Genomic DNA, 24,245 nt, shown 5'->3' with positions numbered 1-24,245 from the left:
CCGTGGTTAAGGCTTTCAGCCCCGTCAATCCGAAAGAAATATGGCGTTAACGCTTGCGCGGCAATGCCATTTTCGGCGCGCCGCAATGAAACACGGTATGGTAGATTGTGCCCATGACCATCGACGTCATCGATCTTCGGGATTTCTATTCGCAGCGCCTCGGCATCGTGGCGCGGCAGTTGATCAACCGCGGCATTCGGGCGCGCTGGTCCGACGCGGCGGGGCAGCGGGTGCTCGGGCTCGGCTATCCGACGCCCTATCTCGGGCTGTTTCGCGAGGATTCGGAGCGCTGCATCGCTTTCATGCCGGCGGCGCAGGGCGTCCTGAAATGGCCGACGGGGCGGCCGGCGCTGGCATCTCTGATCGATGAATTCTCGATGCCGCTGCCGGACGCCGCGGTGGATCGGATATTGCTGGTTCATGCGCTGGAGATGTCGGACGATCCGGAGCGCCTGTTGCGCGAGGTGTGGCGGGTGCTGGCGCCGTCCGGGCGGCTGATTGCGGTGATTCCGAACCGGCGGGGCGTGTGGACGCGCACCGACAATACGCCGTTCGGTCACGGCCGGCCCTATTCGCGCGCGCAGATCACGCAATTGCTGCGGCAGACTTGGTTCACGCCGGCGGCGTGGGGCGAGGCGCTGTTTCTGCCGCCGGTCGGCAATAGTTGGTTTCTGCGCTCAGCGATGGCGTGGGAGCGTGTCGGCGCCGCGCTGTCGCTGCCGTTCGCCGGCGTCCATATCGTGGAAGCGACCAAACAGGTCTATCGCGCGATCCCCGCGGGCCGCGAACGTGCGCGGCTGATTCCGTCGCTGGAGCCGGCGCTGGTGCCGTCATCGACGGCAACGCGGGATAAGGCGTAGTCTCTCCGCGGGTCGTCCCCGCGAACGCGGGGACCCATAACCACTGGCGGTATTTGTTTGAAAGATCGTCGAGCCACGTGCCTCAAATGAAGGCCGCGGCGACGCGATGAGCGCAATTGCGCTCACGCTCGGGGTCCCTGCGCCGAGTGCGCGATTGCGCACGGAGGCAGGGACGACGATTGTGGGTGAACTACTTATTCATTCCCCGGATTGAAATCTTCGCTTGGCGCGGCGGGCGCGGCCATGCTGTCGGGGCGCGGGCCGTGCGGCCGGCGACGCCGGCGCGGGAAACGCTCGCCGCGGCCCTCTTCATATCCGCCGGGCGCACCGTTCACCTGCGGCTGCGGGCCGGTGATAAAGGAGGGCAGGCGGTCGACGCCGCCGGTATCGGCAATCACCGGCTGCGGCTGGGCTTGCGGCTGATATTGCGGCTGCGGACGGTGCTCGCGTTCGCGATGGTGTTCGCGCGGCTGTTGGTCGCGCTGGTAGGGCTGGTTGTCGCCGCGCTGTTCGCGTTCGCGCGGATTGTTGTCGCGAATGTATGGCTGCGGCTGCTGCGGGACGAAGCCCGGCTCCTGGCCGAAATGCGAAAAACTCTCGCCGTCGTCGTCACCGTCTTCCGTCGGCTGCATTTCGGTGTCGATGCGCGGCTGCGGCTGGTTCTGCCGGAATTGCTCCTGCGCGGCAGCGATCAGGCGGAAATAATGCTCGGCGTGCTGGTAGTAATTCTCGGCCGCGACTGGGTCGCCCGAAGAGCGCGCGTCGCGCGCTAGCTGAACGTACTTTTCGGCAACGTGCGAAGCGGTGCCGCGGATCTTGATGTCAGGCCCGTTGGATTCGAACACCCGGGTCATCGGGTTCTGACCGCGCCGGCCATCGTTCCGGTTACTGCCTTGGTTCCGGTTACGCATCCGCTTGTTGTTTTGACCGTTTCTCATGTCTCGCCTTTATTCCAGCCCTGATGTTTTGCAGTTGCCGTCGTAGCCTGATCCGACCCGGCGCGCACTCAGGCGCACCGAATCACGATGCCGTTCAAACTCATGTCGTCGATTTCGCCAACCCTCGCGTTCAGCAAAGACGCGTTCCCCAGTCGGCGGCGTACATTTGCCGCCGGATCAAATCATTCAGCCTGCCAAAACCAGTCTAACCGTCTTGCATGACGGCTTCGCGTGACTGGCTGTTGCGTAAGTCTTCAAGCGCAATATCAGGCTTTCGTTCGCTTTACGGTCGAGAGCAGCACAGCTCCAGCTATTGCGCTCGATTCGACCTGCGTTTGGAACCTTTCACCCGGCGGGCTCTCGTTTCGAGAAACTCTGGCCTCACCCGCATGATCTTACGGGGCCAGCAACCCTGGACCGATGTTATGAGCGGAACGTAGTCGCTCCGGGGGAATATTCCAAGGGGTTTTTTTGCGTTCCAAAAGGACTTTATCGGGCCATTTTGTGGCCCGCGACCGCCCTCGGAATGCCCGCCAGATCGGCCTTGGGCGCCGTTGCAGGCATCAAGCCTGCGCTCGTCATCAGGGCCTGGATTGGGCCGCTTTGGCCCTCTCCAGCCTCCACGACCAAGGCTGCACCCGGGGCGAGGAGGCCGGCCGCCTGAGGGATCAACGCGCGGTAGGCGTCCAGCCCGTCGGCGCCACCATCGAGCGCGGCGAGCGGGTCATGATTTCTCACCTCTACCGACAGCCGGTCGATATCCGCCGACCGGATATAGGGCGGATTCGAGACGATCAGATCGAATGAACCGGATAGTCCACGCGCGTAATCGCAGGCGATGAACATCGCGCGCTCCGAGAGGCCGGCGCAGGCGGCATTGGCCGCAGCGGTTTGCAGCGCCGCTTCGGAGATGTCGGTTCCGAATCCCTCGGCCGCCGGCAATTCGGACAACAGCGCGAGAAGAATTGCGCCGGTGCCGGTGCCGAGATCGGCGATACGCATCGGACGAGCGAGATCGCCGCCGGCGCGTAGCAGTTCCAGCGCCAGTTCGACCACCGTCTCGGTATCGGGTCGCGGCACCAGCGTTGCGGCTGAGAGTCGTAAGGGCAGACCCCAAAATTCCTTCTCGCCGATGATGCGGGCGACCGGCTCGCCTGCGAGACGTCGGCGGGCGAATTCCTCAAGGCGTGTCGATTCGTCCGGCGTTAGTTGGCGCTGGGCGGCCGCGATCAGGCCGGTCAGATCGAGACCAAGCGCGTGACCGATCAGAAGCCGCGCGTCGAGCGCGGCGGAATCGATGGCGGCGGTTTTGAGTCTCGCTGTGAGCGCGCGCCGCGCGGCCTCGACGGTCTGGCCGACGAAATCCGTCATGCGGCGAGCCACAATCTCGACGTCGTCCCTGCGAACGCAGGGACCCATAACCACCGGCCTTTATTGTTGCGAGAGGTCTCGACCCCCACCGCCCACATTGCGAGGCCGCGGCGTATGGGTCCCCGCTTTCGCGGGGACGACAGCCGGATGTTACTCACGCCGCCGCGCCCTGTGCGGCGAGCTGGGCGGCCTGGTGCTCGGTCGTCAACGCGTCGATCAGTTCGCCTAGCGCTTCGCCCGAAATCACCTGCGGCAATTTGTAGAGCGTCAGGTTGATGCGGTGATCGGTGACGCGGCCCTGCGGGAAATTATAGGTGCGGATGCGCTCGCTTCGGTCGCCGGAGCCGACCTTCTCCTTGCGGTCTGCGGAGCGCGCGGCATCGGCGCGCTGGCGCTCGGCGTCGTAGATGCGCGAGCGCAGGATGTTCATCGCGGAAGCGCGGTTTTTGTGCTGCGAGCGGCTGTCCTGCATCATCACCACGATGCCGGTCGGAATGTGCGTGATACGGATCGCGGATTCAGTCTTGTTGACGTGCTGGCCGCCGGCACCTTGCGCGCGCATGGTTTCGATCCGCAGATCTTCATTCTTGATGTCGACATCGACGTCTTCGACCTCGGGCAGTACCGCCACCGTTGCGGCCGAGGTGTGAATCCGCCCCTGTGTTTCCGTGTCGGGCACGCGCTGCACGCGGTGCACGCCGGATTCGAATTTCAGCTTGGCGAACGCGCCGCGGCCCTGCACCTCGGCGATGATTTCCTTGTAGCCGCCCACGGTACCTTCCGAGGCCGAGATCACCTCGACCTTCCAGCCCTGCAAGGCGGCAAACCGCTCATACATGCGGAACAGGTCGCCGGCGAACAACGAGGCCTCGTCGCCGCCGGTGCCGGCGCGGATTTCCAGCATCACGTTGCGGTCGTCCATGGCGTCCTTGGGCAGCAGCGCCACGCGAATCCTCTGCTCGAGGTCAGCAACGCGCGCCTGCAGCGTTTCGAGCTCGGCTTCGGCCATGCTGCGGATTTCGGGATCGGTACCGGCATCAGCCAAGAGCGATTCGGCGCCCGCAATCTCGGCCCGCGCCGTCCGATACGCCTTGACCGCATCGATCAGCGGATTGAGCTCGGCGAGCTCGCGCGTGATCTGGACGTATTTTTCCGAATTCACCTGGTCCAGCAACTCGGCCTCGAGCGAGGCATGATGGGCGAGCAGGATATCGAGTTTAGCTTCGGGCAACATGGCGTATTTCTCAGGCAGCGGATACGGAAAGGTGGCGTTGTCGGGACAGAGCCTCGCTACAACGACAGCCCCTCGGCTTCCGCGAATTCCGTCAGCTTCTGCCGGATCGAGACGCTGCCGGCTGGCGCGTCGAGCAGCGGCATCAGGACAGTTTCCGCCTTTTTGGCGTCGAGGTCGAGGATCATCGCCTTGACCGGGCCGTGCGCGGTGGCCGACAGCGACAGCGAGCGGTAGCCGAGCGCGATCAGCGCCAGCGCGCCGAGCGGCTTTGAGGCCATCTCGCCGCATAGCGAGGCCATCTTCTTCGCAGCTTGCGCTTTCCGCACGATATCGCGCAGCGCGCGCAGGATCGGCACCGACATGGTGTCGAACCGTTCGGAAACTTTTGCGTTGCCGCGGTCGACCGCAAACAAGAACTGGAACAGGTCGTTCGAACCGACCGAAACGAAATCGACCTTCTTCAAGAGTTCGTCGAGTTGATAGAGCAGCGCCGGCACTTCCACCATGGTGCCGACGTCGATACGTTCCGGCAGCGCGTGGCCGTGCTGGCGCAGGTATGTCAGTTCGCGCTCGACGATGGCCTTGGCCTGGTCGAATTCGGCGACATCCGAAATCATCGGAAACATGATCTTCAGCGCCCGGCCGCCGCCGGCCCGCAGCAGCGCGCGAATCTGGCCGCGCAATAGTCCGGGACGGTCGAGCCCGAGCCGGATCGCACGCCAGCCGAGCGCCGGGTTTTCCTCGATCACGGTCTCCATATAGGGCAGCGCCTTGTCGCCGCCAATGTCGAGGGTGCGGAACGTGACCGGCTTGGAACCGGCGGCGTCCAGCACGGTGCGATAGAGCGCGAGTTGGTCGGAAGCGCGCGGCAGGCTCTGGCCGACCATGAACTGCAGCTCGGTGCGGAACAGCCCGATGCCGGCGCTGCCGGTGTCGTCGATATGCGGCAGGTCGATGACGAGGCCCGCGTTGATCATCAGTTCGACCGGCTGGCCGTCCTTGGTCACACAGGGTTTGTCGCGCAGCGCGGCGTACTGCGCCTGCCGCCGCGCGCGGAACCGCACCCGCTCGGCATACGCCGATTCGATCTCGGCCGAGGGGCGGACATAGATCGAGCCCGAGGTGCCGTCGACGATGATGGGATCGCCGGGGTCGGCAATGCCGGGTGCGTTCGGGACTTCGCCGACCGCAGGGATTCCGAGCGCGCGCGCCACGATCGAGACGTGGGAATTCGCGGTGCCTTCCTCCAGCACCAGGCCGCGCAGCCGCTTGCGATCGTAGTCGAGCAGCGCCGCCGGTCCCATCGCGCGCGCGATCAGAATGGCGTTTTCGGGAAGCTGCTCGCGCGAGGGCGCGTGATCCTGGCCGACCAGTTGCCGCATCAGGCGATGGCCGAGATCTTCCAGGTCGTGCAGGCGGTCGCGCAGATAAGGATCGGTCGAGCGCAACATGCGCGCACGAGTATCGGACTGCACGCGCTCGACCGCGGCTTCCGCGGTGAGGCCGGTGGCGACCGCCTCATGCAGCTTGTGCGACCAGCCGTGGTCGTTGGCAAACATCCGGTAGGCTTCCAGCACCTCGCGGTGCTCGCCGCCGTCGGCGACGTCGCCGCGCTCCAGCATGCGGTCGAGGTCGGCGCGCAGCTTGGTAAGCGCCGCGTCAAGTCGTTTGATTTCCTTCGGCAGGTCTTCGGCGATGTAGTTGGTGATGACGACGCGCGGCTCGTGCAGCACGACATGGCCGAGCGCGATGCCGTCGGAGAGGATCGCGCCGGTCTTGTGCAGGGAATGCCGCGCCGCCGGTTCCGCGCCGGGCTGCGCCAGCGCTGCCAGTTCGCCAGAGGCGATCATCTCCGCCAGCACCATGGCGGTGGTCTGCAGCGCCTCGACCTCTTCCTCGACATAGGTGCGCTTGGCGCGGTTCTGCACCACCAGCACGCCGAGGGTGTTGCCGGCGCGCAGGATCGGGACGCCGAGGAACGAATGGTAGATTTCTTCGCCGGTTTCCGGGCGGAACGAGAACGCCGGATGGCTCTGCGCGTCCGAGAGGTTGAGCGGGCTGGCCTCGCTGGCGACGAGGCCGACGAGACCCTCATGCGCGTTCAGCACGGTGCGATGCACCGCGTCGCGGTTCAGACCCTCGGTGGCGTAAAGCTCGAGCGTGTTATCGATGCGCAGCACGTAGCAGGAGCAGACCTCGGCCACCATGTTGGCCGCGATCAACACCACGATCTTGTCCAGGCGTTCCTGCGCCGAGACCTTCTCCGCCATGGTTTCGCGGAGCCGTCTCAACAAGACGCGGGGACCTCCCGACGTGCTCCGCATGTATCAATATCCTCCCCCGCAAAGCCAGCCTGCCGGGTGGCCGGTCGCTGGCGTGAAACGCACGAAACGCTACGATTATATTCATTCGGCGCCGCCGCTGGCCACCGATCCAGGCCGAATCGAGATCGCCCGTGGTGCAGTTTGCGGCAACGCACCTCACAGGCCGTATAGCCAATCGAGGCTTGCTTTGCCAAGCAAAACGCCTGCCAGAAGCAATAACGTGTGGGTCAGGGCCGATGCTGCGCCAGCGAAACGCATGATCCGCCAAACCAAGCCGGTCTGGGATCAGACCATGCGCTAAATTTGAGAGAAAATCGTTCTAAGTCTGATCGAGCCCGTAGAGCGTGTGCAGCGTGCGCACCGCTAGTTCGGTATAGGCGGCGTCGATCAGCACCGAAAACTTGATCTCCGAGGTGGTGATGGCGCGGATATTGATGTTGCGCTCGGACAATGCCTTGAACGCCTTCGCCGCGACGCCGGCATGGCTGCGCATGCCGCTGCCGATCACCGAGACCTTCGACACGTCGGTGGCGCTATCGAGCCGGGCATAGCCGATCTTGCCTTTCGACGAGGTGATGGTGTCGCGGGCGCGGTTATAGTCGGAGGCGGGAACGGTGAAGGTGAGATCGGTGGTCTTGCCGTCCTCGGAGACGTTCTGCACTATCATGTCGACATTGATATTGGCCTCGGCCAGCGGGCCGAAGATCGCGGCGGCAACGCCCGGCTTGTCCTCGATCTGGCGGAGCGAAATCTGGGCTTCGTCCTTGGAGAAGGCGATGCCGGTGACGACGTGGCTTTCCATCATGATTTCCTCCTCGCTGCAGATCAGCGTGCCCGGCGGTGTGCCGTGCGGGTCGATATCCTCGGGCCTGTCGAAACTGGAACGAACGAACACAGGTATGTTGTGCACCATGCCGAGTTCCACAGAGCGCACCTGCAGAACCTTGGCGCCCAGCGAGGCCAGTTCCAACATGTCCTCGAAGGCGATCTTGTCGAGCCGGCGCGCCTTGGGAACCACCCGCGGATCGGTGGTGTAGACGCCGTCGACGTCGGTATAGATGTCGCAGCGGTCGGCCCGGATGGCGGCGGCGATCGCCACCGCCGAGGTATCCGAACCGCCGCGCCCGAGCGTGGTGATCCGGTTGGTCTGCGGGTTGATGCCCTGGAAACCGGCAATGACGGCGACTTCCTGGCGATCCTTGAAGCGAGCGGTGATCTCGCTGCCGTCGATCTCGAGAATCCGCGCCGAGGCGTGAGCGTCGGAGGTCTTGATTGCGATCTGCCAGCCCTGCCAGGAGCGGGCCTGGATGCCCATGCCCTGCAGCACGATCGCGAGCAGGCCGGCGGTCACCTGTTCGCCGGATGCCACCACGGCGTCATATTCGCGCGCATCATGCAGCGGCGAGGCGTCGCGGCACCACTCCACCAACTCGTTGGTCTTGCCGGCCATGGCCGACACGACGACGGCGACGTCGTGCCCGGCGTCGACTTCGCGCTTGACGTGACGCGCGACGTTGCGGATTCGGTCGATGTTGGCGACGGACGTGCCGCCGAATTTCATCACGAGGCGGCCCATGACGACGCGTGCATTCCCTGTGAGGATAAGTTAGGTGACCCGCACGGAAAGTGGAGCGCCCGGGCCGAAAGCGGCGTATACATAGCGACGCGGTCCGGGGCAAGCACCCCCGGTTCCGTTTTCGACCCAAAAGTGACGGAAATTACTGTAGTAGCGGGTTAATTCAGGGCGAGCGTATGGGGCGTTATATCGATGATATCCTGCAGCCCGGCGAGAGGGTGCTGTATTCGACCAATGCGCACTGGATCTTCTTTTTGCCGGCGATCATCGGCTGGATTGTAGCGGGCCTATTCCTGGTGATCTCGGGTATGGTGCCAGCGGGCTCATCCGTACTGATCTGTCTGTCGCTGGCGGCGATATCAGCCATCGCTGCGTTGTACAAAACGGCCACCGCCTGGTTCCATCGATGGACCACCGAGACCGACGTCACCAATTTCCGTGTCGTCCACAAGACCGGCTTTGTTCAGCGGCAGACGTTCGAGATGAGTGTGGACAAGGTCGAGAGCGTCGACGTCAACCAGAGCATCCTCGGCCGCATCCTCAACTACGGCGACGTAACGGTCTCGGGGGTCGGCGAGGGTGGCAAGACCCTCGACACCATTGCTTCGCCACTGGCGTTTCGCAATGCCATCACGGCACGACCGGCCGGTACGTAACTCATGGCCATGCAGCAAAACGCTTCCGCCGCCACAGGCTCCACCGTCGACCCGGCAGAGGTCGCGAAATTTTCGAAATTGTCGGAGGAGTGGTGGGACCCCAAGGGCAAGATGGCCCCGCTGCACAAGATCAACCCGCTGCGGCTCGCCTATATCCGCGACGCCGCCTGCCGCAAGTTTGAGCGTAACGCCAGGAGCCTGAGTTGCCTCTCGGGCCTGCGTATCCTCGATATCGGTTGCGGCGCTGGCCTGTTGTGCGAGCCTTTGACGCGGCTGGGCGCGCAGGTGGTCGGGATCGATCCGTCCGCGACCAATATTGCGGCTGCCAAGCTGCACGCCGACAAGGGGCATCTGTCGATCGATTATCGCTGCACCACCGTCGAGCAGATGGACCACCGCGAGCGGTTCGACGTCGTGCTGGCGATGGAAGTGATCGAGCATGTCACCGATGTCGGCGCGTTCCTCGCCCGCTGCGCGGCGATGGTCAAGCCGGGCGGGATGATGGTGGTCTCGACGCTGAACCGCAACTGGAAGAGCTTTGCGCTCGCGATCGTCGGCGCCGAATATGTGCTGCGCTGGCTGCCGCGCGGCACCCATCAATGGGACAAGTTCGTCACGCCGGACGAACTCGCCCGGCATCTCGCCAGCAACCGCCTCACCATCACCGAGCAGGCCGGCGTGGTCTACAACCCGCTCGCCGACCGATGGAGCATCTCGTCCGACATGGACGTGAACTACATGGTGGTGGCGGAAGGGGTGTGACTGACGGCGGCACTTTTACCGCATCACCAGTGTCGTCCCTGCGAACGCAGGGACCCATAACCACCGGCTTACATTGTCGAAGCGCAGCCGTCGCCCCGAGTGCCCATCCGCGAGGCCGCGGCGTATGGGCCCCTGCTTTCGCAGGGGCGACATGCTGAGAGGTTCTCGCCTCTATCCCGTCGTCCCTGCGAACGCAGGGACCCTAACCACCAGCTTACATTGTTGAAGCGCAGCCGTCGCCCCGAGTGCCCATTACGCTGGCCGCGGCGTATGGGTCCCTGCGTTCGCAGGGACGACGGCGTGTTTTTGTGGTATCGCGCAATCCTGTCATGACGCCGGTTCTGTTGACCTGACGCATCGCGCCCGGCACGGTGCAGCAGCATCCCGCCGGTATTTCCCATGCTCTCCGTCGCCACGCTCTGGATTCCCTTCACCATCATCGCTGCGCTGGGCCAGGTCGCGCGCAATGCGATGCAGCGGTCGTTGACGGGACCGCTCGGGACCTGGGGCGCGACCAATATCCGCTTCCTGTTCGGCTTTCCGTTCTCGCTGGTCTTTTTCGCGATCGTGATCGCTGTAACAGGCGATACCGTGCCGTGGCCGACGGCTGTGTTCTGGCCGTGGCTATTGCTCGGCGCGCTCAGCCAGATCGTCGCCACCGGCCTGATGCTGCTCGCGATGAACGATCGCTCCTTTGTCGTGACGACGGCCTACCTCAAGACGGAGGCAATCCAGGCCGCGATCTTCGGCTTCATCTTCCTCGGCGATCATCTGACGCTGCTGAAAGTGGTCGCGATCGTGATCGCGACCGTCGGCGTGGTCATCACCGCGCTGCGGCCGGGCGGCGAAAAGGGCTTTGCGGAGTTGAAGCCGACCATCATCGGCTTGGTTGCAGCGGGCTGCTTTGCGCTGTCGGCCGTCGGCTTTCGCGGCGCCGTGATTGTGGTGCCCGGCGTCTCCTTCGTCACTGCAGCGTCTTATACGCTGGTGTTCAGCCTGTTTGTGCAGACGCTGGTGTTGACGGTCTATCTGCTCGCCCGCGCGCCTGATGTGCTCAAGGCGATCCTCGGACTGTGGCGGCCCTCAATGCTCGCGGGCTTCATGGGCGCATTCGCCTCGCAATTCTGGTTTCTGGCGCTTGCGCTGACGGCGGCGGCCAATGTGCGCACGCTGGCGCTGGTCGAGGTGCTGTTCGCGCAGGCCGTGTCGTATTATTCGTTCAAGCAGCCGATGTCGGCGCGCGAACTGTCGGGAATCGTGTTGATCGTGGTGGGCGTCGCGCTGCTGGTGGCGGTGTGAGAATTTTGCTCCAACCGTCATTGCGAGCGAAGCGAAGCAATCCATTGCGCAACAAGTTGAAAGCTGGATTGCTTCGTCGCTTCGCTCCTCGCAATGACGAGGGACTTGGCACGCTCCGCATCAATTCCTATCTTCCGGCAGCACCGGCAGCGGGGAGACCTCGACGCCTTCGTCGATCAGCGCGCGCGCCTCATCCGGCGTGGCCTCGCCGTAGATCGGGCGGTGCTCGATATCGCCGTAATGCATCTTGCGCGCTTCGTTGGGGAAGCGCTCGCCGACATTGTCGGCATTCTTGACGATGTGATCGCGCAATTCCTTCAGCTTGGCGCGCAGCTCGCGCTCCTGCGCCATCAACAGCGGCGTCGATTCTGATCCGGTTGCTTCCGCAGGCGCGGTCGGCGCAGGCGCGGCTTGCTCGCGGCCCTTCTTGCTGACGATCTGCGGAGCCATGATGGCGCGTTCGACCTTGACCGAGCCGCAATTCGGGCAGCTCACCAGTCTGCGCTTTTCCTGGGTCTCGTAAGCCGCGGAGCTTTGAAACCAGCTTTCGAAAGCATGGCCCTTCTCGCAGCGAAGGTTGTAGCGGATCATGCCGAGCCCCGAACCAGGTGCAGATGCTCGGGGCCGGCCTTGGGATCGGCAATGCCGAAGCGCCTGCCATGCTGCAGCGACGGCACGGCTCTCCGAGCCGTCTCGACCCTGGATGTGTCGATCTTGGCGAGGAATACGCCAGGCTCGACGCCGCCCTCGGCGAGGATCTCGCCCCAGGGGTCGATGATCAGTGAATGCCCGTAGGTCTCGCGCTTGTTCTCATGCATGCCGCCCTGCGCCGCGGCGAACACGAAGCAGCCGGTCTCGATGGCGCGGGCGCGCAATAGCGTGTGCCAATGTGCCTCGCCGGTTTTCCTGGTGAAGGCCGAGGGCACGGTGAGGAACGACGCGCCGGCCTCGGCCAGCGCGCGATAGAGCGCCGGAAACCGCACGTCGTAGCAGATCGTCAGCCCGATCCGCCCCCACGGCAGATCGGAAATCACGGCAGTTTCGCCCGGCTGGTAGTTGGCGGATTCGCGATAGCTCTCGCCGCCGGGCAGGTCGATATCGAACATGTGGATCTTGTCGTAGCTGGCGAGCAAATTACCGTCGGGCCCGATCAGAAACGAGCGGTTGACGGCGCGCTCGGGCGAGAAGCGCAGCGCCAGCGAGCCGATGTGAAGATAAATCTTCAGCTCCGCGGCCAGCGCGCGATAGGCTTTCAGCGAGGGGTCGTCTGCTTCCGATGCAAGATGCTCGAACAGCGCCTTGCGGTTCAGTTGCATCATGTTGCTCACCTCGGGCGTGAGCACGTAGTCGGCGCCTTGCGCTGCGGCCTCGCGGATCAGGTTGATGCCCTGTTCGAGGCTCGGTTCGGGCAGCAGCCCGGTGCGCATCTGCACCATGGCAGCGGTGAAGGTGGAACCGGCGCTCATGAGGGGGCCTTTTCTCCCGCCAGCAAAGCGTCGAGCTTGCCCGCGCGGTCCAGTGCATAAAGCTCGTCACAGCCGCCGACATGGGTTTTGCCGATGAAGATCTGAGGGAAGGTCGAACCGTGGCCCGCGCGGTCGTACATCTGCTCGCGATAGCCCGGGTCGGTGGCCACGTTCAGTTCGGTGAACGCGGCGCTCTTGCGCGTCAGCAGCGATTTGGCTGCGGTGCAGTAGCCGCAGCCGGGGCGGGTATAGATTTCAATGGCAGTCATGGCGCGCTCTGATTGGCAAGTCTTTGAATTACAAGTCTTTGAATTATATGGGAGCCCGGTGGCTGTCCACAACCCGCGCGAATACCAGCACGTCGACCTGCGCGGCCTTGGCGCGCAGTAGCGCCCGAGCGCAAGCGTCGGTCGTGGCGCCTGACGTCAGCACGTCGTCGATCAGGATGACGCGGCGGCCCTGGACGTCGGCCGCGCGGTCGGCGGCGACCTTGAAGGCGCCCTGCATATTGCTGGCGCGCTGTGGTCGGGACAGCCCGATCTGCTGCTCGGTCGCGCGAATGCGGCGAAGCGCCTCAGAGGCCAGTTTGACGCCGGTTTGGCGCGAAATCACCCGCGCCAGCGCGCCGGATTGGTTGTAGCGGCGGCTCCAACCGCGCCGCCAGTGCAGGGGAACTGGGACCAGCACGTCGGCCTCATCAAGCAATTCCTTGCCCGCACGGGCCATCCAGCGGCCCATCGCGGGCGCCAGATCGGTGCGATCCTGGTACTTCAGCGCATGAACCAGGGTTCGCGCGACGTCGTCATAGCGCACCGCGGCGCGGGCGCGCTGGTAGGCCGGCGGATTGGCGATCGCCTCCATGGACAGCAGTTCGGGGCCGGGATCATAGACGAAGGGGATGCCGAGTCGCGGACAGAACGGTGGTGCGATGAACGACAGTTTCGCCCAGCATGCCGCGCAAACGCCCTCGCCATGGACCGGTTCGCGGCAGGAAACGCACTGCGTCGGCAGTGCGATGTCGAGCGCGAGCCGCGGCAGATGCGCGAATGCGTCGCGGCAGGCGCCGAGCGCGCCGCGAAGCTGGCTGGAAATGGAGCGTGATGGTGATGCCTCGGCGTCCATGGCGTGAGGCTAGCGCCGTGTCGCGTGCGGCTCAAGCACGGCATTGCCAGAGATAGGCAGCCAGCGTACCAACCGGCATGGCTTCGAACCCGGCCAGCGCGCCCATCCTGTTCGACCGTGCGCTCTTGCGCGCGCGGCTTGACCGCGCGCGGCGCGGCGGGCCGGCGACATTCCTGCTCGATCGTATCAGGGAAGATTTCGAAGAGCGGCTGCAGGCGGTGACGCGAAGTTTTGCCGATGTGGCCGATATCTGGACGCCGGGCGAGCTCTTGCGAAAACCATTGGCCGATCGCTTCTCATCCATCACCCGCATCGATGTCGATCAATCCGAAACCCTGCATTTGCCGCCGCAATCGCTCGATCTCGCTGTTTCTGCGCTGGCGTTTCAGTTCGTCAATGATCTGCCCGGCGTGCTGGCGCAGATCCGCCGCGCGTTGAAGCCGGATGGGCTGTTGCTGGCGGCGATGATCGGGGGCGATACGCTGACGGAGCTCCGGCAGAGCTTTGCCGCGGCGGAAGCCGAATGCGAGGGCGGGGTATCGCCGCGCGTCGCGCCGTTTGCGGATCTGCGGGATATCGGCAGCCTGCTGCAGCGCGCAGGGCTCGCGCTGCCGGTCACCGACGTCGATCGCGTCGTGGTGCGCTACGACAGCGCGTTCGCGCTGATGGTTGATCTCAGGCGGATGGGTGCGACCAATTTTTTGATCGAACGGCGACGGACGCCGACCCGGCGCACCACCATGTTGCGGATGGCGCAGATTTACGGCGAGCGCTTCGCCGATCCTGACGGCCGCATCCGCGCGACCTTCGACGTGATCTGGCTGTCCGGCTGGGCGCCGCATGAGAGCCAGCAGAAGCCGTTGAAGCCCGGCTCGGCGAAAGCAAGCCTGGAAGCGGCGGTGAAGAAAACTGCTCCCAAATAGACAACCCAAAGCGGGATGAGATCAGGTTGGGCCGTGACGACGGACCATTTTTCTTCTCGTGCCCCGGACGCAAGCAGCACGCGTGCGGCGAGCCGGCCCCATTCTACTTTGCATGGGGTTGTTTTCGCGATTTTGTGATTTTGTGTCTGGGCTCTGCGTACGCAGCCGCTTACATCAACAGATCGATCAGATGCGGGATCAGCGGAATGTCCGCGGGCGGCATCGGGTAATCGCGCAGTTTGTTGGCGCGGACCCAGGCCAGTTGCTGGCCTTCGCGCGCCATCACCATGCCTTCCCAGCGCCGGCAAATATAGAGCGGCATCAACAGATGAAAGCTGTCATAGGCGTGGCTCGCAAACGTCAGCGGCGCCAGACATGGCTCGCTGACGTCGATGCCGAGCTCCTCATGCAGTTCGCGGATCAAGGTCTGCTCCGGCCGCTCGCCGGGCTCGACCTTGCCGCCGGGAAATTCCCACAAGCCCGCGAGCGCCTTTCCTTCCGGGCGCTGCGCGATCAGCACGCGCTTGTCGGCATCGACGAGGGCGCAGGCGACCACGAGAGTAAGCTTGATGTCAGCCATGCGCCGCTTTCTCGCTTACGACCGGTAGTCACCGTTAATCGCGACATATTCCTTGGTGAGGTCGCAGGTCAGCACACGGTCGCGGCCCTTGCCGAGGCCAAGCGCAACCTTGATCTGGATCTTCGGGTTCTTCATCACCTCGGAAACCTCTGCCTCGTTGTAGGACGGATCGCGCGCGCCGCTCTTGGCGACGCGAATGCCATTGAACGAGATCGAAAGCTTGTCGCGGTTGGCGGGCTCGCCGGCCTTGCCGACCGCCATCACCACACGGCCCCAATTGGCATCCTCGCCAGCGATCGCCGTCTTCACCAGTGGCGAATTCGCGATCGACATGGCGATCTTGCGCGCGGAGTTCTTGGTGGTCGCGCCTTCGACGATAACCTCGACCAGCTTGCGCGCGCCTTCGCCGTCGCGGGCCACCTGCTCGGCAAGGTCGGCCAGCACACCTTGGAAGGCCTTGGCAAACGCCTTCAGGCGCGGATCGCTGGCGCGGCTGATCTTTGGCGCGCCATCGTCGGCGGCCGCGCCGGTGGCGAAGGCCAGCAGCGTATCCGAGGTCGAGGTGTCGCTGTCGATGGTGATGGCGTTGAAAGTGTCCTCGACGCCGCTCTTGAGCAGCGACTGCAGCACGGCGGACGACAGCGGCGCATCGGTGAACACGAAGGATAGCATGGTCGCCATATCGGGCGCGATCATGCCGGCGCCCTTGGCCATGCCGTTGATCGTGACCTTGGCCTTGCCGAGCTTCACCGTGGCGGTTGCGACCTTCGGAAAGGTATCGGTTGTCATGATGGCCTTCGCCGCGTCCATCCAGTGGTCGGACGTGGCGGCATCCGCCAACGTCGCCAGCACACCGTCGAACTTGGTGGCGTCGAGCGGCTCGCCGATCACGCCGGTGGAGGCGAGGAACACGTCGCCGGTGGTGCAGCCAACCGCCTTCGCGGCGGTTTGCGCGGTCAGCGCCGTCGACTGCTTGCCGGTCTTGCCGGTGAATGCGTTGGCATTGCCGGAATTCACCACCAGCGCGCGGGCTTGTCCCCGGCCGAGCTTGGCGCGGCACCATTCCACCGGCGCGGACGGGCATTTCGATTTGGTGAACACGCCGGCGACCGTGGTGCCCTTGTCCATGACGGCGAGCAGCACGTCGGTTCGCCCCTTGTAGCGGATGCCGGCGGCGGCGGTGGCGAGCTTCACACCCGCAATCGCGGGCATCTCGGGAACATCGGTCGGGGCGAGGGGGGAAACGGCGGCGGACATGCGAGCACCTTCTTCAACCAGATCAACCATCGCCGGACCTGCGCCGGCATCGACGTCTTCAGGGCCTGACAACCGGTCCCCGGACATGGAACGGCCGGGCGCTTCGGCCCGGCCATGACGATGGTAGATACTATCGGTCTCGAAGAAGTGACAGCGATTTTTTACTTCTTCGTCGGCGCCATCTTGGAATCCGAGGGCTTTGCTGCATCCGGCTTGGTGGCCTCGGCCGGCTTATCCATGCGCTCGACCTTGGCGGCTTCGCGCAGCTTGGCGACGTATTCGGCCTGCGCCTTGCGCGTCACATAGGTTTCGATCTGGGCCTTGACCTGCTCGAACTCGGGCGCCTTGCGGGCGCGCTTTTCCTCGACCTTGATGAGGTGCCAGCCGAATTGCGACTTGACGGGGTCGGAAATCTTGCCGGGTTCGAGCGTGAAGGCGACGGCGGAGAATTCCGGCACCATCTGTTCCTTGGTGAAGAAGCCGAGATCGCCGCCATCGGAGGCGCCGGGGTCCTTGGACTTCTTCTTTGCCAGTTCGGCGAAGTCGCCGCCCTTCTTCAGCTCTTCCGCGATCGCCTTGGCCTCATCCTCGGTCTCGACCAGGATGTGCCGGGCGTGGACTTCCATTTCCCCCGTGATCTGCTTGGCGGCCTCCTCATAGACCTGCTTCATGGCCGCTTCGCTGGTCGCGGCCTTGCCCTCGGTGGCGAGCAGGCTGTCCATCAGCAGGCGGCTGCGCGTGAACGCCAGGCGCTTCTTGAAGTCTTCGGAATTCTCGACCTTCTTTTCCTCGGCGGCCTTGGCGACGATCTTCAGGTCGATCAGGAAGGCCAGCACGTTGTCCTTCTTGGTCGCCGGGTCCATTTGCGCGAGGCTGGGGCCGAGTTCCTCTTCCGCGAGCGCGACGTCGCTCTGGCGGATCTCCGCGCCGTTAACCTTGGCAAGAACGGGGTTGTCCTGGGCGCGAACCGGCAGGCCGGCGGCAAGAAGCGCAGCCAGACAGGCCATTACGGCCAAAGAACCCCGTGAGCAGGCCGTGCCGAAGCGCAGGCCGGTTTTCGTTTCCGGGAACGAGGTGGTCATGGAAAATCCTTGTCTTGAAGAGGGGCGCCAAAGGCGGCGGGACACTCGCCCAATCATGCGGCCTTGGCAACGCGAAAAGTCTGTCAAAATGATGAATTCCTTGACATATGGACCCACGTTGACAAGGCCCGAACCCGGCCATATCTGTGCCGGATCGTACAGCGGCGATAGCGCTTATTTTGCTGCGTTTTTTGCCGTTGAACCTTGGATTGCTTAATTCCCACTCATTAGGCGGATGACGCCCCGGAACGGGGTATTTGCCGCCGTGCGTCACGGTGAGTTGATAGGCAACTTGGTGGTCCATCACGGCTTGCAACGCAAGTAACGGCAAAGGCAGGAATTGGCATGATCGGCGCGCTCGCCCGCAAGTTTTTCGGCTCCGCCAACGACCGGCGGGTGAAGGGATATCAATCCCGCGTCAACGCCATCAACGCGCTTGAGCCCGAGCTCGCGAAACTCTCGGATGAGGCGCTGAAAGCCCGCACCGCCGAATTCCGCCAGCAGCTCGCCGACGGCAAGACGCTCGACGACATTCTGGTTCCAGCCTTCGCGACCGTCCGCGAGGCCGCCAAGCGCACCCTCGGCCAGCGGCATTTCGACGTCCAGTTGATCGGCGGCATGGTGCTGCACGAGGGCGACATCGCCGAGATGAAGACCGGTGAAGGCAAGACGCTGGTGGCGACGCTCGCGGTCTATCTCAACGCGCTGGCCGGCCGGGGCGTCCACGTCGTCACCGTCAACGACTATCTCGCCCGCCGCGACAGCGAATGGATGGGCCAGATCTACAATTTCCTCGGCTTGACCGTTGGCGTCATTGTTCATGGTCTCGATGATGGCGAGCGCAAGGAAGCCTATTCGCGCGACATCACCTACGGCACCAACAACGAATACGGTTTCGACTATCTGCGCGACAACATGAAGTACCGGCTGGAGGACATGGTCCAGCGCGGCCATTTCTACGCCATCGTCGACGAAGTCGACTCGATCCTGATCGACGAGGCGCGCACGCCGCTGATCATCTCCGGCCCGCTCGACGACCGCTCGGATTTCTACAACACCATCGACACCTTCTTCCCCAAGCTCGACAAGACCGACTACGAGGTCGACGAGAAGCAGCGCACGGTGACGCTGACCGAAGCCGGTATGGAGAAGATCGAGACGCTGCTGCGCGATGCCGGCCAGCTCAAGGGCGAGTCGCTCTACGACGTGGAGAACGTCTCGGTCGTGCACCACATCAACCAGGCGCTGCGGGCGCATTCGCTGTTCACCCGCGACAAGGACTACATCGTCCGCGACGGCGAAGTCATCATCATCGACGAGTTCACCGGCCGCATGATGCCGGGACGGCGCTACTCGGAAGGCCTGCACCAGGCGCTGGAAGCCAAGGAGCACGTTCAGGTCCAGCCGGAAAACCAGACGCTGGCCTCGATCACGTTCCAGAACTATTTCCGGATGTACGAAAAGCTCGCGGGCATGACCGGTACGGCTGCGACCGAAGCCGACGAATTGTTCGACATCTACAAGCTCGAGGTCGTCGAAATCCCGACCAATCTGCCGGTGGCGCGTCTCGACGAGGACGACGAGGTCTACCGCACCCAGACCGAAAAATACGCCGCCATCCTGGCCGAGATCGAGCGCGCCAATGCGCGGCTGCAGCCGGTGCTGGTCGGCACCGCCTCGATCGAAAAGTCGGAAGTGCTGGCCGACTATCTGAAGAAGCACGGCTACAAGCAGATCGATTTCGGCAACGACGTCGCGCTGGAGAAGCTCTATGCCGCCGCGCGCGCCGGCAAGCCGGCAAAACTGTTTGCGGTGCTGAACGCGCGCTTCCACGAGCAGGAAGCCTATATCGTTGCCGAGGCCGGCGTGCCCGGCGCGATCACGATCGCGACCAACATGGCCGGCCGCGGTACCGACATCAAGCTCGGCGGCTCGCTCGAGATGCGGATCCTTCAGGAGACCGCCGACATCACCGACGAGGCCGAGAAGGCCAAAAAGATCGAACAGATCAAGGCCGACATCGAGCGCTTCCGCGAGATCGTGCTGAAGGCCGAGGAAGTGGTGGAGCTCGAGCCTGCCAAGGGCTCAAAGGCGGCCAAGACCGTGACCAAGCCCGGCGGGCTCTACATCATGGGCTCGGAGCGTCATGAATCCCGGCGCATCGACAACCAGCTCCGCGGCCGCTCCGGCCGCCAGGGCGACCCCGGCCGCTCGAAATTCTTCCTGTCGCTGGAAGACGATCTGATGCGGATCTTCGGCTCCGACCGGCTCGACACCATGCTGCAGCGGCTTGGCCTGAAGGAGGGCGAGGCCATCATCCATCCCTGGATCAACAAGGCGCTGGAGAAGGCGCAGCAGAAGGTCGAGGCGCGCAACTTCGATATCCGCAAGAATCTGCTCAAGTTCGACAACGTCCAGAACGACCAGCGCAAGGTGATCTTCGACCAGCGCGTCGAGCTGATGAGGAGCGACAGCGTGGCCGAAATGGTCACGGACATGCGTCACGACTTCATCGACGACATCGTCGCCAAGCACGTGCCCGAGCATGCCTATGCCGAGCAGTGGGATGTCGCCGGCCTCAAGGAAGAATTGAAGCGCGTGCTTGACATCGACCTGCCGGTCGATGAATGGGCCAAGGAAGAAGGCATTGCCGACGAGGAACTGCTGACGCGGATCGAGCAGCGCGTCGACGAGCATATGGCGGCCAAGGTCGCGCAATGGGGCCCCGACGTGATGCGCTACGTCGAGAAAACTATCCTCTTGCAGACGCTCGACCACCTCTGGCGCGAGCACCTGATCATGCTCGATCATCTGCGTCAGGTGATCGGCCTGCGCGGCTATGGCCAGCGCGATCCCTTGCAGGAGTACAAATCGGAAGCCTTCGGCCTGTATGAGGCAATGACCGCGCATCTGCGCGAGGCGGTGACGGCGCAATTGATGCGCGTCGAGATCGTGCCGCCGGAAGAGCAGCAGCCGGTGCTGCCGGCGATGGAAGCGCACAAGTTCGATCCCAATACCGGCGAAGACGAGATGGCCTTTGCCAACGCCTCGCTGGTGCCCCAGGCTCCGGCCGCCGATCGCGATCCGAAAAACCCCGCAAGCTGGGGCAAGGTCGGCCGTAACGAGGATTGCCCTTGCGGAAGCGGCAAGAAGTACAAGCACTGCCACGGCAAGTACGCTTGAGCGCAACGCAGCGCGGCTTCCGCACATGCAAATGTCTCGGAGTACCGGACGCCTCGCCTTCGCGGGCGATGACGATCAAATGCGTACGCGAATTTAGCTGACCGCTGCGAAGGCGCGGATCATCCTCTAGTTCGAGCTGTCGATCAGGCTCTCGAGCAGGCGCTTGAGCTCGTTGGTCGATTTGTCGCCATAGCTCTCGACGATGTGCTCTTCCTGGCTCACCGCCAGCGAGTTCAGCCGCTTGCTCAGCGCCTTGCCGCGGTCGGATACGAACATCAGGACCTTGCGGCGGTCCTTGGGGTCCTGAACGCGGTAGACCAGCGCGTCTGACACCATGCGGTCGACCATCTTGGTCAGCGTGGGATGGTTGAGCAGCACCGCGTCCGCAAGCTCGCCCATCGAATGGCCGTTGCCGTCGGACAGAACTTTAAGGATGCGCCATTGCTCGACAGGTACGCCTTCCTTGCTCAAGCGCATTTCTAGCTGCCGGTTGATCTCCCGGTTGGCTTGCGCGAGCAAATAGGCGAGGTGTTCTGTGATGGGGGAATTGTCTTTCGGCGGTTTGGCCACGGCTGAAACTTCGTCTTGATCCGAATGTGAGTGAATGTCCGGCAACGAGTGCCGTTTCTATATGCACTTCAATTGTTGAATATTCAATATTTTCCAATAAGCTATTTCTCCAACTAAGAAGGGCGGATGCCGCGGCCGCCCGCGGGATGTGTTTTGGTCTGGTGCCAGACAGGAGTTGGCGTGCGTTCGACGGTAAACTTCCCGGCTTCCGGCGGCCCTACGTTTCCGCCGCAGTTGCTGTTTCGAAACCTGTCGGCGGCAGCGGATGATCGCGCCTTGTCGCCGGACGATCATGCCTTCTTCAGGCGGCGCGGCGCCGGGAACAGGCTTCGGATCGGGGGCTTCATATGCTGCACCGGCTCTCCCGGGGTTTGGGGCCCATCCGCCACGAGCAGTGCGCAGCTTGCGGTCGCGGAGATCAACAAGCGCGGCGGTATCCTTGGACGCGAGATCGAGCTTTCGATCTACGATGCAGGCGGGCCGCTCGACGACGTCCTGCGTCGCGCCGAGCAGGCAATCGGGTTCGACGAAGTCGATCTCATCGTTGGCTTGCACACCAGTGCAGTCCGCGTGGCTCTGCGCAAGATTACACGTGGCCGCGTGCCCTATGTCTACACCCCCGTTTACGAAGGCGGCGAACAGACGCCGGGCGTGATGGCGATCGGCGAGACGCCGCGCTGGCAGATCCGACCGTCGATCCATTGGCTCAGCGAGGTCAAGAAGGCCGCGCGCTGGTATCTGATAGGCAGCGACTATGTCTGGCCCTGGCAGTCGCATCGCGCGGTGAAGCGGTACATCAAGGAAGCCGGTGGCCACGTTGTCGGCGAGGAGTTCGTCCCGCTCGGTGAGGACAATCACGAGCCGCATCTGGCGCGCATCCGCGCCGCGCGGCCCGACGTTGTGCTGATCTCCCTGATCGGAACCGACAGCATCACCTTCAATCGCGCCTTCGGCGAATCCGGGCTCGCCGCCACCATGCTGCGGTTCGCCGGAGCGATGGACGAAACCGTGTTGCTCGGCATCGGCGCCGACAACAGCGAGAACCTGTTCTGCGCGTCCGGCTACTTCCCCTGTGTCGGCTCGCGCGCCAATGACGAATTCATGGGCGGCTATCGCGCGATGTTCGGTCCGAATGCCCCGCCGATCGGCTCGCTCGGTCAATCGAACTATGAAGGGTTGCGATTTCTTGAAGCCGCGGCCAACCAGGCCGGCACGCTGGCGATGGCGCCCTTGTTCGCGGCGGGGCGCAATGTCGTTTATAGCGGCGCACGCGGACCGGTGATCGTCCGTGATGGTCGTGTTCGGATGCAGATGTATCTCGCCGAGGCCGATGGCCTCGATTTCAAGGTGATCAAGGCAATCTAGCAACGACGGAACAATCTTATTCAGTCGAAATCCGAAATAATGCTTGAAAAGGAAAATATTTCCGTTTTGAATACCTGCGCAAAGGCCACGGTTCGCACGCGATAAGCGGGCCGCCGGCTGCACGCCCAGGGATCAAAAAGCTTCAGGAGAGCGTCGTGTCAGTCGTCCTTCCAACACCAACGCAACTTCGCGCCGTCGCCGAGCAATGCGGCCTGTCACTCACCGACGAGGACGTCGCTTCGTTCCGCAGTCTGATGCAAGGTTCGATCGATGCCTACAATCTCGTCGCAGCGATGCCGGACGAGCTGCCGGAAGTGAAGTATCCGCGCACCCCCGGCTACCGCCCCTTGCCGGAAGAGAACCCGCGCAACGCCTGGTACCGCAAGTCGACCGTGAAAGGCGCCGCTTCCGGCAAGCTTAAGGGCAAGACGGTCGCGCTGAAGGACAACATCATGTTGGCCGGCGTGCCCATGATGAACGGATCGGCCACGCTGGAAGGCTACGTGCCCGATTTCGATGCCACCATCGTCACGCGGATGCTGGACGCGGGCGCCGAAATCGCCGGCAAGGTTCACTGCGAATCCTTCTGCATGTCCGGCGGCAGTCACACCAACGCGGTGGGACCTGTGCACAATCCGCACAAGATGGGCTATTCGGCCGGCGGCTCTTCGTCGGGTAGCGGCGTCGTCGTTGCGCTTGGCGAGGTCGACATGGCGATCGGCGGTGACCAGGGCGGTTCGATCCGGATGCCGTCCTCGTTCTGCGGCACATACGGGATGAAGCCGACCTGGGGACTGGTTCCGTACACCGGTATCATGCCGATCGAAATTTTCGTCGACCATACCGGGCCGATGACGGCAACGGTGGCCGACAACGCGTTGTTGCTGGAGGTGATCGCCGGCGACGACGGCTACGATCCGCGCATCAAGGCGCCGAAGGTCGAGGAGTATACCAAGGCACTCGGCGGCGGCGTCAAAGGGATGAGGATCGGCATACTCAAGGAAGGTTTCGAGCAGCCAATGGCGGAAGCTGCGGTGAATGAGAGCGTGCGCGAAGCGGCCAAGCGCTTCCGCGATCTCGGTGCCTCGGTCGAGACGGTCTCGATCCCGATGCATTTGACCGGCCCTGCAATCTGGACGCCGATCGGCACCGAAGGCATGACGCAGACCATGATGTATGGCGACGGCTACGGGCTGAGCCGTGGCGATCTCTATTCGACGTCGCTGATGGATTTCCATCGAGGCTGGCGCCGGCAAGCCGACTCGCTGTCGGAGACCACGAAGCTGTTCCTGCTGCTCGGCACCTACATCAACAACAATTTCGGCCCGCGCTACTATGGCAAGGCGCTCAATATCTCCAGGCGGCTGACCGCTGCCTACGACAAGGCCTTCAAGGACTACGATCTGCTGCTGCTGCCAACGACGCCGATGAAGGCGACGCCGCTGCCGCCGGCCAATGCCAGCCGCGAAGACTACGTCGCCCGCGCGCTGGAAATGATTTCGAACACCGCGCCATTCGACATCACCCATCATCCCGCAATGTCGTTGCCCTGCGGCATGGTGGACGGTCTTCCGGTGGGCTTGATGCTGGTCGGCCGGCTGTTCGAGGAATCCACGATCTATCGCGCCGCGCACGCCTTCGAGCAAATCGGCGACTGGAAGAAAATGTGAGCGGCGT

The 24,245-nt window shown here is 63.6% G+C and carries 21 protein-coding genes; 8 read left to right on the top strand and 13 right to left on the bottom strand.

Going from position 1 to position 24,245, the window contains the following annotated elements:
• Positions 1-113: 113 nt before the first annotated feature.
• Positions 114-860: a methyltransferase domain-containing protein gene (locus V1278_RS01520; RefSeq protein ID WP_334366076.1), complete on the top strand. Its 747-nt coding sequence runs from the start codon at positions 114-116 to the stop codon at positions 858-860.
• A gap of 194 nt (positions 861-1,054) precedes the next feature.
• Here V1278_RS01520 and V1278_RS01515 read toward each other — a convergent pair whose 3' ends face one another.
• The 5 genes from V1278_RS01515 to V1278_RS01495 form a co-directional block, all read right to left on the bottom strand.
• Positions 1,055-1,798 (bottom strand): DUF4167 domain-containing protein, encoded by a 744-nt coding sequence (locus V1278_RS01515; RefSeq protein ID WP_334366077.1) that lies wholly within the window; start codon positions 1,796-1,798, stop codon positions 1,055-1,057.
• 489 nt (positions 1,799-2,287) lie between these two features.
• The gene (gene prmC, locus V1278_RS01510) at positions 2,288-3,169 is read right to left on the bottom strand and encodes a peptide chain release factor N(5)-glutamine methyltransferase (RefSeq protein ID WP_334379471.1); all 882 of its coding nucleotides are present in this window, start codon (positions 3,167-3,169) and stop codon (positions 2,288-2,290) included.
• Between the two features lie 154 nt (positions 3,170-3,323).
• Positions 3,324-4,403 (bottom strand): peptide chain release factor 1, encoded by a 1,080-nt coding sequence (gene prfA / locus V1278_RS01505; RefSeq protein ID WP_334379470.1) that lies wholly within the window; start codon positions 4,401-4,403, stop codon positions 3,324-3,326.
• A gap of 56 nt (positions 4,404-4,459) precedes the next feature.
• Positions 4,460-6,727, bottom strand: a complete 2,268-nt coding sequence (gene ptsP / locus V1278_RS01500) for a phosphoenolpyruvate--protein phosphotransferase (protein WP_334379469.1) — start codon at positions 6,725-6,727, stop codon at positions 4,460-4,462.
• A 319-nt stretch (positions 6,728-7,046) separates the two neighbouring features.
• Complete coding sequence (locus V1278_RS01495) at positions 7,047-8,303, bottom strand: aspartate kinase (protein ID WP_334366081.1); 1,257 nt, start codon at positions 8,301-8,303, stop codon at positions 7,047-7,049.
• A 176-nt stretch (positions 8,304-8,479) separates the two neighbouring features.
• Between V1278_RS01495 and V1278_RS01490 the strand changes: the two genes are divergently transcribed.
• The 3 genes from V1278_RS01490 to V1278_RS01480 all read left to right on the top strand — a co-directional run bounded on the left by V1278_RS01490 (position 8,480) and on the right by V1278_RS01480 (position 11,020).
• Positions 8,480-8,959 (top strand): PH domain-containing protein, encoded by a 480-nt coding sequence (locus tag V1278_RS01490; RefSeq protein WP_334366082.1) that lies wholly within the window; start codon positions 8,480-8,482, stop codon positions 8,957-8,959.
• Positions 8,960-8,962: 3 nt separating this feature from the next.
• Positions 8,963-9,721 carry a bifunctional 2-polyprenyl-6-hydroxyphenol methylase/3-demethylubiquinol 3-O-methyltransferase UbiG gene (gene ubiG, locus V1278_RS01485; protein ID WP_334379468.1) on the top strand — a complete coding sequence of 253 codons (759 nt, stop codon included), beginning with the start codon at positions 8,963-8,965 and terminating at the stop codon, positions 9,719-9,721.
• A gap of 399 nt (positions 9,722-10,120) precedes the next feature.
• On the top strand, positions 10,121-11,020 hold the full coding sequence (locus V1278_RS01480) for an EamA family transporter (RefSeq protein ID WP_334366084.1): 900 nt from the start codon (positions 10,121-10,123) through the stop codon (positions 11,018-11,020).
• Between the two features lie 120 nt (positions 11,021-11,140).
• Here V1278_RS01480 and V1278_RS01475 read toward each other — a convergent pair whose 3' ends face one another.
• The 4 genes from V1278_RS01475 to V1278_RS01460 are packed head-to-tail and all read right to left on the bottom strand — an operon-like array spanning position 11,141 to position 13,608.
• Positions 11,141-11,611, bottom strand: a complete 471-nt coding sequence (locus tag V1278_RS01475; RefSeq protein ID WP_334366085.1) for a DUF1178 family protein — start codon at positions 11,609-11,611, stop codon at positions 11,141-11,143.
• Positions 11,608-12,486 (bottom strand): carbon-nitrogen hydrolase family protein, encoded by an 879-nt coding sequence (locus tag V1278_RS01470; RefSeq protein ID WP_334379467.1) that lies wholly within the window; start codon positions 12,484-12,486, stop codon positions 11,608-11,610. The genes V1278_RS01475 and V1278_RS01470 overlap by 4 nt, the downstream gene beginning before the upstream one ends.
• Positions 12,483-12,755 carry a glutaredoxin 3 gene (grxC, locus tag V1278_RS01465; protein ID WP_334379466.1) on the bottom strand — a complete coding sequence of 91 codons (273 nt, stop codon included), beginning with the start codon at positions 12,753-12,755 and terminating at the stop codon, positions 12,483-12,485. Before grxC ends, V1278_RS01470 begins: the two co-directional genes overlap by 4 nt.
• 43 nt (positions 12,756-12,798) lie before the next feature.
• Positions 12,799-13,608 (bottom strand): ComF family protein, encoded by an 810-nt coding sequence (locus tag V1278_RS01460; protein ID WP_334379465.1) that lies wholly within the window; start codon positions 13,606-13,608, stop codon positions 12,799-12,801.
• A gap of 77 nt (positions 13,609-13,685) precedes the next feature.
• On the opposite strand from V1278_RS01460, the gene V1278_RS01455 reads away from it, so the two are divergent.
• Positions 13,686-14,531, top strand: a complete 846-nt coding sequence (locus tag V1278_RS01455) for a methyltransferase domain-containing protein (RefSeq protein WP_334379464.1) — start codon at positions 13,686-13,688, stop codon at positions 14,529-14,531.
• A gap of 169 nt (positions 14,532-14,700) precedes the next feature.
• On the opposite strand, the gene V1278_RS01450 is transcribed toward V1278_RS01455, so the two are convergent.
• The 3 genes from V1278_RS01450 to V1278_RS01440 all read right to left on the bottom strand — a co-directional run bounded on the left by V1278_RS01450 (position 14,701) and on the right by V1278_RS01440 (position 17,450).
• Positions 14,701-15,111, bottom strand: coding sequence for a (deoxy)nucleoside triphosphate pyrophosphohydrolase (locus tag V1278_RS01450; RefSeq protein WP_334366090.1), 411 nt, complete (start codon positions 15,109-15,111; stop codon positions 14,701-14,703).
• A 15-nt stretch (positions 15,112-15,126) separates the two neighbouring features.
• Entirely contained in the window at positions 15,127-16,368 is a 1,242-nt protein-coding gene (gene argJ / locus V1278_RS01445) for a bifunctional glutamate N-acetyltransferase/amino-acid acetyltransferase ArgJ (protein ID WP_334366091.1), read from the bottom strand.
• 161 nt (positions 16,369-16,529) lie between these two features.
• Positions 16,530-17,450 carry a peptidylprolyl isomerase gene (locus V1278_RS01440; protein WP_334379463.1) on the bottom strand — a complete coding sequence of 307 codons (921 nt, stop codon included), beginning with the start codon at positions 17,448-17,450 and terminating at the stop codon, positions 16,530-16,532.
• Between the two features lie 345 nt (positions 17,451-17,795).
• Between V1278_RS01440 and secA the strand changes: the two genes are divergently transcribed.
• On the top strand, positions 17,796-20,633 hold the full coding sequence (gene secA, locus V1278_RS01435; RefSeq protein ID WP_334366093.1) for a preprotein translocase subunit SecA: 2,838 nt from the start codon (positions 17,796-17,798) through the stop codon (positions 20,631-20,633).
• 126 nt (positions 20,634-20,759) lie between these two features.
• On the opposite strand, the gene V1278_RS01430 is transcribed toward secA, so the two are convergent.
• Positions 20,760-21,203 carry a MarR family winged helix-turn-helix transcriptional regulator gene (locus tag V1278_RS01430; RefSeq protein WP_028347666.1) on the bottom strand — a complete coding sequence of 148 codons (444 nt, stop codon included), beginning with the start codon at positions 21,201-21,203 and terminating at the stop codon, positions 20,760-20,762.
• Positions 21,204-21,383: 180 nt separating this feature from the next.
• Here V1278_RS01430 and V1278_RS01425 point away from each other — a divergent pair, with 180 nt between their 5' ends.
• Both V1278_RS01425 and V1278_RS01420 read left to right on the top strand, forming a co-directional pair.
• The gene (locus tag V1278_RS01425; RefSeq protein WP_334366094.1) at positions 21,384-22,568 is read left to right on the top strand and encodes a substrate-binding domain-containing protein; all 1,185 of its coding nucleotides are present in this window, start codon (positions 21,384-21,386) and stop codon (positions 22,566-22,568) included.
• A gap of 155 nt (positions 22,569-22,723) precedes the next feature.
• Positions 22,724-24,238, top strand: coding sequence for an amidase (locus V1278_RS01420; protein WP_334366095.1), 1,515 nt, complete (start codon positions 22,724-22,726; stop codon positions 24,236-24,238).
• The last annotated feature ends 7 nt before the right edge of the window (positions 24,239-24,245 follow it).

It is taken from the genome of Bradyrhizobium sp. AZCC 1577 (assembly GCF_036924575.1).
GTDB lineage: Bacteria > Pseudomonadota > Alphaproteobacteria > Rhizobiales > Xanthobacteraceae > Bradyrhizobium.
Note: the sequence above shows the minus strand (reverse complement) of the source record. Positions and strands in the feature narration are given on the sequence as shown.